Origin of the sequence: Brevundimonas sp. UBA7506 (assembly GCF_002479495.1) — a bacterium.
GTDB lineage: Bacteria > Pseudomonadota > Alphaproteobacteria > Caulobacterales > Caulobacteraceae > Brevundimonas.
Genome location: NZ_DLNQ01000015.1, coordinates 475383 through 490991, shown reverse-complemented (window position 1 = coordinate 490991; position 15609 = coordinate 475383). Strand labels below are relative to the sequence as shown.

The following is a 15609-nucleotide window of genomic DNA, read 5'->3' as shown; positions in this document are numbered from 1 at the left end:
ATCACCCTCACGTCAAAACCGGACGCATGGTGGCGGCGCCGGACTCGACATCTCTGCCCGAACAGAGATTCGTTAACGCGGAGATGGACGGGAAGGAGAGCCGGAATGGCCCGAAAGACGATCTACTGCGCGCAGGCCTTCTGGCCCCGGCGCGGACGCCTTAAGGGCGGGGAGGTGCATCAGTTCCTGAACAGGGAGCGAGCGATGGAAGGCGGTCGGGCGCTAGCCACCGGGGCCGCAAGCGTGGCCGTCTTCTCGGTCGACGGCTACCCCGACATTGACCTTTGGGAAGAGCCCAAGCTGCTGGAGACGTTCGGCGAGGTGCCAGCCATTGATCCGGCGCCGCCAGACGAGATCCAGTACTTCAAGATCGACTACAGCGCCGACGGCGACAATTGGACCCAGATCGACCCGCTGGCTGAGCGGGAGCATGAGGCTGGCGAAGAGGCGGCGTGACAGGGCGGGCGCCTGTGATAGCCTCGCCACATGGACGAAGACGACATCGACCCCTCCGACGATCCGATCTACCGCGCTGGCGTCCTCATGGGACGAAACCAGACGCTGACCGACGTCATGGAGCGGCTGTTCTCAGCCGACGCCATGTCCGCGGAGAAGACCGTCAGAGCGCTGCACGCCTGGGCCCAGCAGACCATGGACGAGGTGCGGGTCGAGATGCAGCTAGTGTTCGCCGATCTAGATGCTGACGACGAGGACGACGAGGACGACGAGGACAACGAGGACGAAGAGCCCTGAGCCGACTACCGGGGCTGTGCATGAGATCCAACCGAAACCACGGTCAACAGCAGCATGGCGGCGCCGGCAAAGGCCAGAGCGTTTGGACCAAAGCGCGCATAGGCCAGCGCCCCCAAGGCCGCCCCTGCTAGCAGCCCGGCCCAGAGCAGCAGGTACGGCACCCATCCAAAGCGGTCACCGCCCCAGAGCGCGACCGTCAGCCGTTTGCCCAGCTTGACCAATGTGCCCGTCATGTAGGTCAAGCCGACGCTGACTTCGCCGTCCTGTGCGAACACGGCATTCTGCGCGCCCATGGCCAGGGCGAGCGGAAGCGCGGCGAGCAGACCCATGCCGAACCAATGCGTTATAGCCGCCAGGATCAGCAGGACTGCAACCAACCCGAGGATACCCGGCTCTTTCCAAGCTCGGGCCAATCGACCGACGCTCGCTCCCAACACGACGCCAGCCACGAACGAGACGATCAACCCACCCGCGATGGCGGCCGCTGCGCTTGTTCCGGCGAGACCGATACCCAACCTGGTGGAATTGCCGCTCATGAACGAGACGAAGAACCCGCCCGTCATGAGGAAGCCGACGACGTCGACATAGCCAGCGACTACCGACAGGCAGGCTGCGAGCGTTCTGGAGCGAGCGTCGAGTCGGATCATTGTCCGCGGACCTTACGCCGTGAAGCTGGACGCACAAACGCTCCGGCCTGACTTGCTCCGGGCTGACAGCAAAAACCCCGCCCGGTGAGGGGCGGGGCGAGACCGCGATTTATGGCGCGTTGAGACGGCTAGGACTTGGCGTCTCCGAACACATGCTTCTGCACGTAGCTGGTGACCAACGCACCCAGCGACCCACTGAAAATGACAGACTGGATTTTCGCGAGTTGTTCCGACGACAGCCATTTCCAAGGCGTCAGGTAGTGGATCCCCCACGCCATAATGGAGCCGACAAATAGAAGGGTGAACATGATCATCAACGCAGGAACGATCCACCCCCACAGCCAGAGTAGACGGCCATGGTTACGGCGCTTCATTCCTTGAAGCGCCTCGTCATTTCCCCATAGCCTGACTTCCTCGCTGCCTTTGGTGTCGGCGGCCCATGGAAATCCGTTATTGTCCCCCTCGGACATCCTCACCCCAGGAGCTGGCGATAATGTTCCTCGATATCCCGGTCTGGAATCTCGATGTTAAAGACGCCGTCCCGGTAAACCTTCGACCAGGGCGTATCGCGTTTATGAGTAAGGGTCGAAAGCGCCGATCCGGAGAGCTTTCCATACTTGTCCAAGACGCGATCAACGATTGCCGCCGCCGGACCGGTGAGCGCACGACCATCGAAGATATGGTCGTGAGGGATCGGATCCCGCCCCCAAGATTTGGTGGCATGATACAGTTGCGGAATCACCGGTCCATACTTCCACGCCTCAATGCGCGCGTCGAAAAGGTCTCCGGCCCCGGTGCCCAAGGCATATCCATGAGCGATGTAGGTCAGCTTCATAAGCTGGAGTGGAGTGAGCTTCAGTCCACGCTGCTTACCGGCGCGGAGGATGTCGTCAGCAACAATCATGACGTCAGACAGCGGCATGGTTCGATCTCCTCTCCTCAGCTCAAGACGCACTTCGGGCGCGACGGAAATCCAGTGGGCGAAAAGCTTCACCAAGTGCCGCCGTATAGCACGCACGGTGATTCTTGGTGTTACCGTTTGGTAACGACTGATCCGGTCGTAAGGATGCGTCCTATCCACGCGCCTTATATAGGCACCCTAGGACGACTTTCCTAATCACGCCGCGGCACAGATCCTCTAGGAGGCTTCGGCCTCCCCGCCCCTACCTATCGTTCGCCGCGCGCGGCCGCCGCTTGATCCACCGCCAGCCCGCCAAGGCGATCAGCGGCGCCGCAATTGCCCACCCCAACCACCACGGCGCGCCGGATCGCTGAGCCCAGAGCGCGATCAGGCCGATCGCCAGCCCCGTCGCTGCCCCAACCGCGGCCGCGACAAGCCGCACTCGCCACGACGCCTTCAGAAACGACAGCATGACGATGGCGAACAGCGCGGGCTGGGCGGCCAGCCTCCAAAGCTCGGCCTCGGTCAGCGATCCGATCATCCCACCGCCCTCACTATCGCGGGCTGCTCTACCGGCCTCATTGTGAACGCCTGCTGCAGCATCCAGGCCAGGAACAAGGCAGAGACAATCCAGGCGATGCGGACGAACCAAGCGTCCACCCGTTCGCGACGCGCTCTCCGCCTGCTCACAGGCCGCTTTCGATCCTGATCGCTCACAGCCCCCTCCCCGAGACTATCTTGTCGCTGCCACTCCGATGATCACGATCCCCAGCAGGAGCAGCATGACGACGATCACGCCGACCGCCACGTTGCCCTGCTCGCGCAGCCAGCGCTTATTGGCGTCGAGATCCACGTAGAACAGCCCCTCGCCTGCCGGTATCAGCACCTTGTGCTTGATCAGGGCCTCGACCGTGTAGCGAGGGCTCTTGGCCGGCAGCAGGACAGCCGTTTCGGGCTCCAGCGCTCCAGCCTTCTCGAAATGCTCGATGACCTTGCTGCGTGCCAAGCTCGCGATGGTCGCGGCGTTGGCGCCGGCGCTGACGGCTACGTTCATTTGCCCCTCCCCCGAGGTTATCCTGCCGGCTTCCCGCGCACCGTGGTCCGAAACTTCTTCCAGGTCTCTTCACCAGGGCGTCCTACCAGCCTGCCCTTCGAAACCTGATCGACCGCGAAGGCGCCGAATTCGGACCCCTCAACCGTCTGAGAGATCAGCACGCAATTGCGGACCTCCCCTGTGGTGACGAAGGCCTCGCACTCAACGACAGCCGCCTCCTCGACGCCTGGCGTGCTCGCGCACCCTGTGAGGACGGCTACGGAAGCCAAAATTGCTATCGCTCTCATCACCCCTCCCCCGAGGTTATCCGTCAGTTGGCGGTTAGAAGGAGTTCTGGAGCGTCGCCGCCCTTCACTTCGACGCGCTGCATCAGGCGTCCTCCTTGAGGGCTAAGGTAGCTGCCATAAGGCACGCCCCAGGAGACCTCGGCCACGACAAAGTACGATCCATCGGGGATCTGAGCGAACCGGAAGTTACCACTCGCGTCGCACGCAGTGCGGCGTCCAACTCTGCTGAACTCGAAAGGTTCATTGATGAAGATGACCCCGCCGGGAGGTCCAGCATTGAACGCCCTATACCCCCCAGCAGCATTGCCGTAGAGGGCGATCATCCGTTCACGCGTGTACGGCACGTCCGGAATGAGGCTCACAGGCAAGGCGCCGCAAGTTCTAACCTCCCCACCCACGGTTCGAAGAAGTGCGGAACCGCTGACAGTGTTCGAGCCCACCTGATCCGCCCAAGCGTAGTCAGCCGGATTGAAACTGTTTTGCAGCGTGATCTCGGCGGGCAACGGCGCGCAGGCGGACAGAGCTCCGACGACGCCAAGTACGGCAACAAGCTTCATATTCCCCCCCAATGATCCCCTGGCGATCAGTGTCTATCCCTCAGTGCCCGTCCGTCTAAAGCTCTGAAGTACTTTCAGCGCCTGCTCCCGCTGCTCGACCGGGATATCTGCCCAGACGTCTAAGATGGCCGTGGGCAGGTCGTTCGGGTCGTGGTCGAGCAGATAGCCTGGCGACGTGTGAAGCACCGGCGCCAAACGGCGCAGCCACTTCGGCGAGAGCTTCCGAGCGCCGCTTTCCAGCAGGCTGATCACCGATGCGTTGGTATCGACTGCTGCCGCCAGCTCGTCCTGGGTCATGTGGCGGAACTCGCGCCATGCCCGGAGGTGGTTTTGCTCGTGAGGATCAGCTTTGCGCGGCATCCTTGCATATTGCAACGACCAGGCGAGCCGGTCCTTATCGAAGCTGCAACTTTGCATATTGCAATCTGGCTTTGCATTCCGCAATGTATGCGGCATGGCACTTACACCGACATCCCTCGCTAGGGCGCTCTCCATCAGCGTCCCCTACGCCAGCCAGATTCTGAGCGGCAAACGCGACATGTCGCGCGACATGGCCGTCCAACTGTTCCGCAAGACGGGCGAGAAGCTTGGTCCAATCGCTAAGGCGACAGATCGAGAGATCGCGATCCTTGGGTCGTTTCCCGAGCGCGTGCGGCTCGGCACCGCCAATGACGAAGCCCCGGGGGCCGAAGACCCCGAAGCCCGACAGCGAGCGGCCTGACCATGGCGGGGGGCGACATCAAGGGGGCTGATCGACCGGCATCGGTGGTCAAGGGCCTGATCCTGGCCGTTCGGACGGTGGTCCTGCACGTCGAGGACTATGACCGCCTTCGCCGAGAGGGCGTCGACGAGTTCACGGTGGCCCGCGTCCGTCGCGAGATGGTCGAGGCGGCGCGACTGGCGACCGAGACGGCCGACCTGTCCACGGCCCTGCTGCAGGCCGCCGCTCCGACCATCGCCAACACCGACCACCCCACACCTCCCGATGAGCCGCCGCCCCAGGCGGCCTGATCCACGAAAACTACGGCAGCGCTTGGCGACCGTCAGCTTGCAAACAGAAGGCACCGTGCAATGAGCCGGCTTCAGGAAACCTCAGAGGTCAAAGCCCTCTTCAAGATGCTGGTGGCGGCGGTCGGCGGCGTGGAAGCCGCGGGCGTCCACCTCGGCGTGTCGCATCAGCGCGTGTCGCAGCTCTACTCGCTGAGCAACGACGACGAGCCGGCCTATCGGCACATCCGCGTGCTGGAGGTCGCGGCGGGTCAGGCAGTGGTCACCGGCGCCCACGTGAAGGCGGTTCGCGGCGGCGAGGCCGATTGCATCTCGGCCGCCGTGGTCGAGTCGGTCAGCGCCACGTCGGTCGCCCTGCGTCTGGTTCACGACATGGACGCCGACGGCCGCCGCGACCAGGCCGAAATCCAGGCGGTGCGGCAAGCCGCGACCGTGGCCCGCGAGGCCGTGACGCGTCTGGAGGCCAAGGCCGCCACGCTGACGCCGGGTGCCGCCTGATGTTCGGGCTTCGTCGAGCCTTTGCGGCCCGTCGGTTGTCCGACGCGAACCGGTCGTTCGCCCGCGCCTATGCCGCGCGACGCGACGCGGAAGACCGGGGCGACACCCGCGCCATGCACCACACCCGTTCGGCCCTGATCCGCGCCCGCTCGGTGCAGATCGCGGCCGAGCTGGCCTTCGCAGCCTTTGCCGCCCGACCCCAGCGTCGCCGGGCGGCCAGTTCCCCAGACGCACCAACCCTGAGAGCACAATGAAACCGATCACCGACATCCTGCGGGACATCCGCAAGGGCATGGTGGCGGAGGCCGCGGGCGAAGAGCTTGCCCAGGTCGTCCGCGCCGTCACCGCGACCGGCAAGCCCGGAAGCCTGACGATCAAGCTGACCGTGAAGCCCCAGAAGGGCGACAGCGAGCAGGTCGTCATCAGCTCCAAGCTGAGCGCCACCACCCCGACCGCCGACATGCCCGAAGCGATCTTCTTCGCGGACATGGAAGGCGATCTTCACCGCAACGACCCGCGCCAACCCGAGATGTTCCGCACTGCGGACCTGGGCGATGCGGCCGTTGATGCCCGGAGGGCCTGAACTTGACCGACACCCCCAACACTGAAGCCGAAGTCGTCGCCGCCTTGGCGGTCCAAGCGAAGGCTGGCCCCGAGGTCGTCACAGCCGGCGGCCGCACCTTTGTCCTGACGCCGACCGACATCACGGTGAAGGACGTCACGAACCAGAACGATCTGGACGCCCTGAAGCCCGTCCGCATTCGCCAGGCGGTCACGCTGCAGACTGTCGACTCCCTCGTCGACTACGTGGACCGGTTCAAGACCGACGACACGATCCTGTTCGCCGATATCCGCGCGTCCAGCATCGCGGCTCTGATCGACTATCACGCCCCTGCCGCCTCGGCCCATGTGGAACACAAGGCCACGATGGTCCTGCCCTTCTCGGAGGAGTGGAAGACCTGGACGGCGGTCGACGGCAAGATGATGGATCAGCTGACCTTCGCCCGCTTCCTCGAAGAGAACGCGGTCGACATCGTCGCCCCGACCGGGGCCGACCTGCTGGAGGTCTGCCGCGATCTGCAAGCCAAGCGGAAGGTGGACTTCCGCAAGGCGGTGCGCACCAACACCGACTGCGAGAACTTCGAGTACACCGACGAAACCACGGCCACGACCAAGTCGGGCGGCGTCGAGGTCCCGTCGAAGTTCCAACTGGCACTGCCTGTCTACTTCGGTGGTCCGACGGTGAAGGTGTTCGCCTTCCTTCGCTGGAACCTGGTCGAAACGTCGCTGCAGCTCGGCATCAAACTGCACCGCGCCGAACACGTCCGTCAGGCCGTATTCAAGGAAGTCGTGACGGAAGCAGGGTCGCGTACCCAGCGTCCCGTCGTCTTCGGAACGGCCGGCTGATGAACAGCGCCCCCGCCATAATCGAACCTGCGCGGGGGCGCGTCTCCCGATGACAGTAGCAACCAATCGATACAGCTCGGCCGGTCTGAACGGCTTCACCACGACGTCGCGTCGGGGGCTGACGCCTGCCGATCTGGCCTATATCAGCGCCCATCGCGCCAAGGGCCGGGGCTGGCAGTCCATCGCGAAAATGATGGGCCGGCCGCAGTCGGACATCGAGCGCGCCGCCGAGGTCGAGGCCTACACGCGCGCTCAGCCCAAGGCCTTCAACTGGGCGCCTGATCATCTGGAGACAGCCCGCGTCTATTATCGCGCAGGCAACAACCCCACGCTGCTGGCGATAAAGGTCGGCTGCTCTATCGAGGAAGCCGACCAGCAGCTCGCCCATCAGCGCGCGCTGGCGGTCGAGCGCAACCGCCTGGCCCTCAACAAGCGGCGCCGGGAGAAGCACGCGGTAAAGCATCCGGCGAAGCCCAAGCCCGAGAAGCCCGCAGCCCCCGGCTTGCCCTTCGTGCGACTGGCCACGCCCTCCTCGTCCGCGCTGACGTTCCCGGCTCCTGTCGGCCCCCGACCGACGCCCCTGCAGGTCGTGACCCTGACCGCCGAGACATGCGGTATGACCCTGGAGGCCATGTGCCGACGGTCCAGCGAGCGACACCGTGTCCATGCCCGCTGGATCGCCGCATGGCTGATTAAGAAGTACTGCGACCGCACCAGCTATCCTGAGATCGCCCGGGTTCTCGGCGGCTTTGACCATACGACCATCGTCAGCGGCGTCGCCCGACTGGAAGAGTTGGTTGCGCGCGGCATCTATGTCGACGCGTTGAGGAAGCTGTCGACGGAACTGGCGCGGCCTGCGTCGAACAGTCGGGTGGAGGATGCCCGAGCAGCCTTCTCGAAGGCCATGACTGACCGCGCCCAGGTCCTGAAGGACGCGGCATGAGCGTACAGGCCATCACATGGGCGCTGGAGCAGACGTGCGCGACGGCGACCGAGAAGGCCGTGCTGCTGGTCGTGGCCAACTATGTGGGGCCTGACGGCACGACGTTCGTGGGTCAGGAGACCATCTCGGAACAGGCCTGCTGCTCGATCAAGACGGTCGAGCGCGCCCTGGCGGCCTTCGAAAAGGCGGGCTGGATCGAGCGTGAACGGCGCCACCGGAAGGACGGTTCGCGGACGTCGGACCTGATCATCTCGAAGGGGCCGAAACACCCTGAACGGAGGGAGAACGACCAAACCGACAATAAGTCGGGTAGGCGCTCGCCTAACAGACACCCTGTCCAAACCAAACAGACATCCTGTCCAAACCTACCCGACACTGTGTCGGGGCTCACTTCGTTTGAACCGTTAGAGGAACCGTTAGAGGAAGATGCTGTTGCTGCGCGCGAGCCGGCGAACGATCCGGTCCCGGTGGTTCAGGTCGTCGAGGCGGTGGTCTGCGATTGGCCCGAGGGGAAAGCCCCCGACCATGCCGCCATGCTCTGCGACCTCGCCGCGTCCCCCTACCTCGACTGGGTGAAGCAGCCCGGCCTCTGCCAGACCAACGGCCAACTCCACGCCTGGCGCCGAGACGGGGCGAGCTGGGAACACGACGTGGTGCCGGTGGTCACCGCCCTCGCCCGGAAAGCCCGCCGCCCGATCTCGTCGTGGAAGTTCTTCGCCCCCGCCATCGCCCAGTCCATCGCCGACAACCGCCAAGCCCTGAACATTCCTGAGGCCCGCCATGCAGCCCCTTCCGATGTCCGCCGCACCGATCGCCACGTCGCCGTCCTCGACAACTACGACCGCCACTGGTCCGGCGTTGAGCCGGGCGCTGAGCTGCTGGCTGCTCGACGAAACCTCTGACGCGAAGGCCATCGAGGTCATCGCGAAGAGCGACCTGCTGCGGAGCGAGGCGACCATGGCCATGCCAGCGCTGCGCGCCGCCGCCCAGCGCCCCGCCACCCCGGACGAGATCCGCACCATCATCGGGTCGCGGTTCCCGACCTATCCGCAGGCCAAGCGCACCGAGGGCGAGGCGGCGGCGTTCTGGGCGGACTACTTCGACGCCCTGGACGGTCTGCCCCCGGCGATGATCGAGGCCGGCATGGCGGCGCACGTCCGCGATCCGAAGTCGGAGTTCCTTCCGAAGCCCGGCCGTCTGGCGGAACTGGCCAAGGCCGTGCCGTGGGCTGGTCGCTTCAACCGGGCTTACAACCGCGCTCGCTCGGCGGTGGTCGCCAGCCAGAAGGCAGCAGAGCCCAAGCCGGTGGTGGAGGAGCGCCCGTCGCCTGAGGCCGTGAAGGCCATGGTCGCTGAGACGCTGAAGGCCTTGGCCGAGACGCCGACGGCTAAGGCTGCTGCCGCCCGCAAGCAGGCGATGAAGCCGACCCCGGCCGCTCCCCTGCCCGCTGGCAGCCACATGAGCGCGGAGATGCGCGCCAAGCTGGAGGCTCGCAAGGTCATCCCGCCCATCGACCGCGAACCCTACCAGTACGGAGAAGCAGCATGACGACGATCAAGGCCACGGCCGCGCAGTCCATCGCCCTGGAGCGTCGGCGCCTGACCGATCGTGCGGCGCTGGTCCGCGGGCGGGTAGAGGCCACTCCAGGCTGCAACCTCCTGCCCAAGATCGCCAACGTCGAGAACCGCCTGCGACTGATGCAGTTCGCCATGGCGAAGACGTTGCTGGACGAGATCGACGACACGCTTGATGGCCTGAGGCGGAAGGCGGCGGAGAGCGAACTCGCGCAGGCAAGCCGCCAGCAGGACGAGCTGCTGGCCGAGCGCGGCGTGGAGACGTTCGAAGTTGGCGCTGTCCGCGCCCGCGACGGCTGGCAATGGCTGACCAGCCGCAAGCCCGCCCGGCTGTCGGCCGTCCAGATCGCGACGGGTGACCGCTACGCCGCTCTGCATGCCTCGGCGCACCGAGACGGCCTTTCGACGAGCGCCAATGACAACGCCGGCGGTGGTGACCTGACCGTCCAGCAGGTCATGGCAGCCGCCGAGCTGCGGCATGCTCAGCGACAGGTGCTGGCCGCAGTTCACGCCCACATAGCTCGGGCGACGGGATCTGACCGCCTCGCTGGCCTGCTGGAAGCTATCTGCGGTCGCGGTGCCACACCTCGCCAGTTGGCAGGGAATGATGATCGCAGGGCCGCCGCCGTCGAGGTAGAGCTTCGCCTGGCTCTGGACATGGCGTCTGTGGCGTTCAAGATGGCGCCGCGCATGGGGGAAGCGGCATGAGGCGACTTGTGATCATCGCGCTGGTGGGAGCCTGCCTTGCAGGCTGCTCGCCAGCAATGGAAAGCGATGCTGAGGCCATCGCGGGCGACGCGCTTGCCATCGCGGAAGAAGCAAAGGCGGCGGCTGAGACGGCCCAAGCCGAGGCGGCTGACGCTCAGTCTGATGGTCAGGATCTAGAGATGAAGGTTCAGGATCTCGAACAGCAGGTGCAGCACCTGAAGGGCGAACTGGACGACCTTGAGAGACGCGCCGTCACTCAATACTGAGCTATTGCGTTTGCGCGCAAATCAGGCGACAAATCCCTAACGGCGCTTCGCGCGCCCGGAACAGGCCCACGGGAAACCGGCGGGCCTTTTCTTTTACCCCCACAACCCCCGCACCCTATTCCCCCTGGTCTGGCTCCCAAGCGCAGCAGGGCAAACACAACGGACCTTAGAGCTGAGAAAGCAACCGGGGTGCGGGCAGCGCGGGCTGTTCATTGCCGGGAAGGCCGGAACACTTGGGGCCAATCACCATGGCCAGGCGACCCGACTACCGCAGCGCTGAAGCCGAGGCCTACCGCGCCCTCTACCGCACAGCCCGATGGAAGCGGACTAGAGCCACGCAGCTACAAACCGAGCCTCTCTGCCGTGCCTGCCAGGCCAGAGGTCGCGTCACACCCGCTACCGTCTGCAACCACCTCGACAAGGCCGCCAAGGCCACAGAGGAAGGCTTCTTCGCCGGCCCCTTCTCCAGCCTCTGCACGCCCTGCCATGACGGCGGAGAACAGAAGGCAGAGAGCGCGGGCTACACGGCCGAGGCCGACGCCTCTGGGTGGCCGACCGATCCAAGGCATCCGGCCAACCAACCGAGGTGACTGGGTGCCCCAGGGGGGGCATTTCAAAGTCTGGAGCCTTTTGCCTCCGAGACCGGCCCCCAAGTCGAACGCATGACGCCGCGAAATCCGAAAGTTTTTCACATGGCACGACCACGTAAGTCTCCGGACGAGCGCCGGCTAGACGGGAATCCGGGGAAGCGGCCCATCCCCGTGGACGTGTTCGTGCCCGAGGGCGCACCCTTCGTTCCCGAGCATCTTCACGACGACGCGCAGGCCTGCGCCGAGCACATCATCCGGTCCTTCGCGACCAAGCGCCTGTCCGCCCCTGACAGCTACGCCCTCGCCGCCTTTGCCACCGCCTGGGCCTGGCACAAGGCCGCGACCCACGCGATGCAAGCGCCCGACTTCGCGCCGATCGTGCCGGGCTCAAAAGGGAATCTGGCACCGAACCCATGGTTCAAGATTCTAAACGAGCAGGCGCGGGTGATGCTGGCCTACGCCGGCAAGCTGTACCTGACCCCGGCGGACCGGGCGTCGCTCAAAGGCGCCGGCGCGGAACAGCCCGTAAGCAAATTCGCCGGTCTGCTCGGGCAGACCGCGTCATCGCCTTCATCGAAGCACTGACGGTTCCATCTGGCGAAGGCGCCGGCGGGCCGTTCAAGATGCGCCCCTGGCAGAAGCGGTTCATCCGCGACATCTACGAGCCCCACGGGCTGAACAACCGCAGGCGCGTCCGCCGCGCTATCCTCTCCATCGCCCGTAAGAACGGCAAAACGGCGCTGATCGCCGCTCTGGTCCTCGTCCATTTAGTCGGACCGGAGGCGATCCCCAACGGCGAGATCTACTCGGCCGCGAACGACCGCGAACAGGCCGCCCAGGTCTTCAAGGTCGCCAAGCAGATGGTCGACGCCGACCCCGAGTTGGCGGCCATCGTCAAGCCGACCGCCTCGACCAAGACCCTCGCTTGCTACGGCAACGGCAGCATCTACCGCGCCATCTCGGCCGAGGCCGGCACGAAGCACGGCCTAAACCCCTCGCTGGTCATCTTCGACGAGCTGGCCCAAGCCAAGAGCCGCGAGCTCTATGACGTTCTCGATACCTCGATGGGCGCTCGCGAAGAGCCGCTTTTCATCACCATCTCGACCCAGTCGAACGATCCGGAGCACATCCTCTCCAAGCTGATCGATGACGGGCTGAGCGACGCCGACGACACCACGGTCTGCCACCTCTACGCGGCGGACGAAGATTGCGACTTGCTGGACGAGGTGGGCTGGAAGGCCGCCAACCCGGCGCTGGGAGACTTCCGATCCTACGACGAGCTTTCGGTCCTGGCCCACAAGGCCAAACGGATGCCCGCGGAAGAACCGAAGTTCCGCAACCTCTACCTCAATCAGCGAGTCGCCCCGCACTCTACCTTGATCGGCAGAGCAGACTGGATGGCGCGGCAAGGCAAGGCGACGCTCATTCCGGGCGAGGCCATCTATCTGGCGCTGGACTTGTCGGCCAAGACTGACCTGACGGCCCTCTTGGCGGTGAGCGTTGAGGACGGATCGCGGGTTCAGGCTTGGTTCTGGAAGCCGGAAGATCTGCTTGAGGATCACGAGCGCCGCGACCGTGTCGCCTATCGGCAGTGGGTCGTTGACGAATGGATTGAGGCCGTCCCCGGCCGCGCCATCCACCCTCGGGCGGTAGCGAACAAGATCGCTGAGCTTTTCGGCCAATACGACGTGAAGGGCCTGGCCTACGACCGCTGGCAGATCGACCACCTTTTGCGAGAGTTCGACGGCGTTGGTCTGCAGGCCCACAAGGATGGCGATGACGGCGACGGTCTCCGGCTGGTCCCTTGGGGCCAGGGCTTCAAGGACATGTCCCCTGCGATCGACGCCCTTGAGACGGCCATCCTGCACGACGAACTGATCCACCCGGGCAACCCGGTGCTGACCTGGAACTTGGCGAACGCGGTGGCGACCATGGACCCGGCCGGCGGCCGAAAGCTCGACAAGATGAAAGCGCGGTTCCGGATCGACGGCGCCGTGGCGCTGGCGATGGCCATGGGCCTGAAGGCCCGCGAGCGGACGGCGGATGAGAAACCGCCTGAGTATCAAATGATCATCTTCTGAAGGAGGCCGATATGGATCGTGCCTACAGCGTCCTTGAGATCAGGGCCGTCAGCGATGACGAGCGCCTGATTGAGGGCATCGCAACCACTCCCTCAACCGACCGCATGGGCGACGTAATTGAACCTATGGGCGCCCGGTTCGCCGCGGAACTGCCCCTGCTCTGGCAGCACAACCACGCGGAACCAGTTGGCCACGTCAAGTTCGGCAAGCCGACACCCCAGGGCATCCCTTTCACCGCCCGCATCGCCAAGATCGCCGAGGAAGGCGAGGTCAAGGCCCTGGTCGATAAGGCTTGGCAGTCGGTGAAGGCCCGCCTGGTGCGCGCCGTGTCTATCGGCTTCCGGCCCATCGAATACTCGCTGATGGAGGGCGGCGGTGTCCGCTTCCTGGAAAGCGAAATCCTCGAGCTTTCGTTGGTGACCGTCCCGGCAAACTCGGACTGCACCATCACCCAAATTCGCTCCATCGACACCGCACAGCGGGCCGCGTCAGGCCAATCGCGCGGCGTTGGAGAGCGCGTGTCGCCCGGCGCTCCGGGCAAGCCCGCGAAGGTCATTCCGGCCGTCGCTGACCGCCAGACAAGGAGCATTCCCATGGCGAACCGTACCGTGGCGGAACAGATCACCGCCTATCAAACTGCCCGCGAGACCAAAGCCGCCCGCATGACCGAGATCATGCAGTCGGCCGCAGACGCCGGCGAAACCCTCGATGAAGCCCAGACCCAAGAATATGACGGTCTGGACAGCGAGGTGAAGTCGATCGAGGCGCACATCGGCCGCCTGAATGCGCTGGAGCGCGCCAACAAGGCATCCGCTAAGGCCATCGTGGCCGACAGCGTCGAAACCGGCGCCGCCGCCCGCGCACCTGCGCGCGTCGAGGTCAAGGGTGCGAACCTGCCCAAGGGCACGGCCTTCACCCGCTATGCGATGGCGCTGGCTCGCTCTCAGGGTAACCTGATGCAGGCCGCTGAGGTCGCCAAAACCTGGGCAGACTCGACCCCCGAGGTCGAAACCGTCCTGCGCGCCGCCGTAGCCGCCGGCACCACGACCGACACGGCGTGGGCCAAGCCGCTGGTCGAGTACCAGAACATGACGTCGGAGTTCGCGGAGCTTCTGCGTCCGCAGACGATCATCGGTCGGATCGACGGCCTGCGCCGCGTGCCCTTCAACATCAAGGTTCCGCGCCAGACCTCCGGTTCCTCGGCGTCGTGGGTTGGCGAGGGTAAGCCCAAGCCCGTCAGCGGTCTGGCCTTCGACCAGATCACGCTGGGCATGACCAAGCTGGCCGGCATCGTCGTCATCACCGACGAACTGGCGCGCGCCTCCAGCCCTTCGGCTGAAGCCATCGTGCGCCAAGACCTGATCGACACCATCGTTCAGACCATGGACCGCGACTTCGTCGATCCGACCAACGCCGGATCCGCCAACGTCAAGCCGGCCTCGATCATCAACGGCGTCGCCGCCGTGACGGCATCGGGCACCGACTCTGACGACGTCCGTGCGGACGTGAAAGCCCTGTTCGGCAAGTTCATCGCTGCCAACCTCTCCCTCGAGGGCGCAGTCTGGATCATGCCGGCCACCCAGGCGCTGGGCATGTCGATGATGCTGAACCCGCTGGGTCAGCCGGAGTTCCCCGGCCTGACCGCTTCGGGCGGCACCTTCTTCGGTCTGCCGGTTATCCTGTCCGAAAACGTGCCTGCCAACCCTGGCTCGGGCGACCCCCTGGTCGGTGCTGGCGCTCGCATCATCCTGGTGAAGGCGTCGGAAATCCTGCTGGCGGACGACGGACAGACCCTGCTGGACGCGAGCCGCGAAGCCTCGCTCCAGATGGACTCGGCGCCGGACAGCCCTGCATCGGCAACCACTGTGCTGACCAGCCTGTGGCAGCACAACCTGATCGGCATCCGCGCCGAGCGCTTCGTGAACTGGACCAAGCGCCGCGCCGGCGCCGCCCAGTGGATCGACAGCGCCCGCTACGGCGGCTGAGCCTGAAGGGGCCGGTCTTCGGACTGGCCCCACCCTTTCCCTTTTCCAGAAGGAGGCGACAATGGCAGATCGCAAGACGCCGCTGCTCGCGGAGAAAGCCATGCGATACGGCACTCGCCGGCTGGTCGCTGACGAACCATTCGACGCCAAGGGCCGCGACGCGCGCCTGCTGGTCGCCATCGGCAAAGCCCGCTACGCCACCGAAGACGCCCGCGCCGGCGAAGCAGCGCCTGTCCTGGCGAAGGATGAGCTCGTCGCACTCCGCGGCGCCTATCAGACCAAATTTGGCAAGCGCGCCTTCAATGGCTGGGACGCTGCGACCCTGCGCACGAAGATCGCTGGGGCCTGAT

24 protein-coding genes are annotated in these 15609 nt (G+C 65.2%); 17 read left to right on the top strand and 7 right to left on the bottom strand.

All coding sequences use genetic code 11. From position 1 onward, the window contains the following. The first annotated feature begins 105 nt into the window (after positions 1-105). Together B3K53_RS15045 and B3K53_RS15040 are read left to right on the top strand one after the other, a co-directional pair. Positions 106-456, top strand: a complete 351-nt coding sequence (locus tag B3K53_RS15045; RefSeq protein ID WP_292085359.1) for a hypothetical protein — start codon at positions 106-108, stop codon at positions 454-456. A 30-nt stretch (positions 457-486) separates the two neighbouring features. Further along, positions 487-753: a hypothetical protein gene (locus B3K53_RS15040; RefSeq protein WP_292085358.1), complete on the top strand. Its 267-nt coding sequence runs from the start codon at positions 487-489 to the stop codon at positions 751-753. A 5-nt stretch (positions 754-758) separates the two neighbouring features. On the opposite strand, the gene B3K53_RS15035 is transcribed toward B3K53_RS15040, so the two are convergent. The 7 genes from B3K53_RS15035 to B3K53_RS15005 form a co-directional block, all read right to left on the bottom strand. Continuing rightward, positions 759-1400, bottom strand: a complete 642-nt coding sequence (locus B3K53_RS15035) for a YoaK family protein (RefSeq protein ID WP_292085357.1) — start codon at positions 1398-1400, stop codon at positions 759-761. A gap of 128 nt (positions 1401-1528) precedes the next feature. Then, the gene (locus tag B3K53_RS15030) at positions 1529-1870 is read right to left on the bottom strand and encodes a hypothetical protein (protein ID WP_292085356.1); all 342 of its coding nucleotides are present in this window, start codon (positions 1868-1870) and stop codon (positions 1529-1531) included. Positions 1871-1872: 2 nt separating this feature from the next. After that, the gene (locus B3K53_RS15025) at positions 1873-2322 is read right to left on the bottom strand and encodes a Panacea domain-containing protein (protein ID WP_292085354.1); all 450 of its coding nucleotides are present in this window, start codon (positions 2320-2322) and stop codon (positions 1873-1875) included. 241 nt (positions 2323-2563) lie between these two features. After that, the gene (locus tag B3K53_RS15020) at positions 2564-2842 is read right to left on the bottom strand and encodes a hypothetical protein (protein WP_292085352.1); all 279 of its coding nucleotides are present in this window, start codon (positions 2840-2842) and stop codon (positions 2564-2566) included. Between the two features lie 192 nt (positions 2843-3034). After that, the gene (locus B3K53_RS15015; RefSeq protein WP_292085351.1) at positions 3035-3355 is read right to left on the bottom strand and encodes a hypothetical protein; all 321 of its coding nucleotides are present in this window, start codon (positions 3353-3355) and stop codon (positions 3035-3037) included. Positions 3356-3665: 310 nt separating this feature from the next. Next, positions 3666-4199, bottom strand: coding sequence for a hypothetical protein (locus B3K53_RS15010; RefSeq protein WP_292085350.1), 534 nt, complete (start codon positions 4197-4199; stop codon positions 3666-3668). A gap of 33 nt (positions 4200-4232) precedes the next feature. Next, positions 4233-4559, bottom strand: a complete 327-nt coding sequence (locus tag B3K53_RS15005; RefSeq protein WP_292085349.1) for a helix-turn-helix domain-containing protein — start codon at positions 4557-4559, stop codon at positions 4233-4235. Here B3K53_RS15005 and B3K53_RS15000 point away from each other — a divergent pair. The 15 genes from B3K53_RS15000 to B3K53_RS14930 all read left to right on the top strand — a co-directional run bounded on the left by B3K53_RS15000 (position 4549) and on the right by B3K53_RS14930 (position 15608). Beyond that, positions 4549-4920 (top strand): hypothetical protein, encoded by a 372-nt coding sequence (locus B3K53_RS15000; protein WP_292085348.1) that lies wholly within the window; start codon positions 4549-4551, stop codon positions 4918-4920. The genes B3K53_RS15005 and B3K53_RS15000 overlap by 11 nt on opposite strands. A 2-nt stretch (positions 4921-4922) precedes the next feature. Next, positions 4923-5210: a hypothetical protein gene (locus B3K53_RS14995; protein ID WP_292085347.1), complete on the top strand. Its 288-nt coding sequence runs from the start codon at positions 4923-4925 to the stop codon at positions 5208-5210. 60 nt (positions 5211-5270) lie between these two features. Continuing rightward, on the top strand, positions 5271-5705 hold the full coding sequence (locus tag B3K53_RS14990; RefSeq protein ID WP_292085346.1) for a hypothetical protein: 435 nt from the start codon (positions 5271-5273) through the stop codon (positions 5703-5705). Beyond that, on the top strand, positions 5705-5959 hold the full coding sequence (locus B3K53_RS14985) for a hypothetical protein (RefSeq protein ID WP_292085345.1): 255 nt from the start codon (positions 5705-5707) through the stop codon (positions 5957-5959). The genes B3K53_RS14990 and B3K53_RS14985 overlap by 1 nt, the downstream gene beginning before the upstream one ends. Beyond that, positions 5956-6288 (top strand): hypothetical protein, encoded by a 333-nt coding sequence (locus B3K53_RS14980; RefSeq protein WP_292085344.1) that lies wholly within the window; start codon positions 5956-5958, stop codon positions 6286-6288. Before B3K53_RS14985 ends, B3K53_RS14980 begins: the two co-directional genes overlap by 4 nt. Positions 6289-6290: 2 nt before the next feature. Continuing rightward, the gene (locus B3K53_RS14975) at positions 6291-7112 is read left to right on the top strand and encodes a DUF2303 family protein (RefSeq protein WP_292085342.1); all 822 of its coding nucleotides are present in this window, start codon (positions 6291-6293) and stop codon (positions 7110-7112) included. Positions 7113-7161: 49 nt separating this feature from the next. Continuing rightward, positions 7162-8055, top strand: a complete 894-nt coding sequence (locus B3K53_RS14970; RefSeq protein ID WP_292085341.1) for a helix-turn-helix domain-containing protein — start codon at positions 7162-7164, stop codon at positions 8053-8055. Continuing rightward, positions 8052-8957: a helix-turn-helix domain-containing protein gene (locus B3K53_RS14965; protein ID WP_292085340.1), complete on the top strand. Its 906-nt coding sequence runs from the start codon at positions 8052-8054 to the stop codon at positions 8955-8957. The genes B3K53_RS14970 and B3K53_RS14965 overlap by 4 nt, the downstream gene beginning before the upstream one ends. Positions 8958-9012: 55 nt before the next feature. After that, positions 9013-9603: a hypothetical protein gene (locus B3K53_RS14960; protein WP_292085339.1), complete on the top strand. Its 591-nt coding sequence runs from the start codon at positions 9013-9015 to the stop codon at positions 9601-9603. After that, positions 9600-10337: a hypothetical protein gene (locus B3K53_RS14955; protein ID WP_292085338.1), complete on the top strand. Its 738-nt coding sequence runs from the start codon at positions 9600-9602 to the stop codon at positions 10335-10337. The genes B3K53_RS14960 and B3K53_RS14955 overlap by 4 nt, the downstream gene beginning before the upstream one ends. A gap of 8 nt (positions 10338-10345) precedes the next feature. Beyond that, a complete protein-coding gene (locus tag B3K53_RS14950; protein ID WP_292085337.1) occupies positions 10346-10603 on the top strand; it encodes a bZIP transcription factor in 258 nt (85 codons plus the stop codon). A gap of 761 nt (positions 10604-11364) precedes the next feature. Next, complete coding sequence (locus B3K53_RS14945) at positions 11365-11778, top strand: P27 family phage terminase small subunit (protein ID WP_292085335.1); 414 nt, start codon at positions 11365-11367, stop codon at positions 11776-11778. Between the two features lie 38 nt (positions 11779-11816). Next, positions 11817-13274 (top strand): terminase large subunit, encoded by a 1458-nt coding sequence (locus B3K53_RS14940; protein WP_292085334.1) that lies wholly within the window; start codon positions 11817-11819, stop codon positions 13272-13274. 11 nt (positions 13275-13285) lie between these two features. After that, on the top strand, positions 13286-15259 hold the full coding sequence (locus B3K53_RS14935; protein ID WP_292085332.1) for a phage major capsid protein: 1974 nt from the start codon (positions 13286-13288) through the stop codon (positions 15257-15259). Between the two features lie 61 nt (positions 15260-15320). Continuing rightward, a complete protein-coding gene (locus B3K53_RS14930; protein WP_292085331.1) occupies positions 15321-15608 on the top strand; it encodes a hypothetical protein in 288 nt (95 codons plus the stop codon). Position 15609 lies beyond the last annotated feature (1 nt).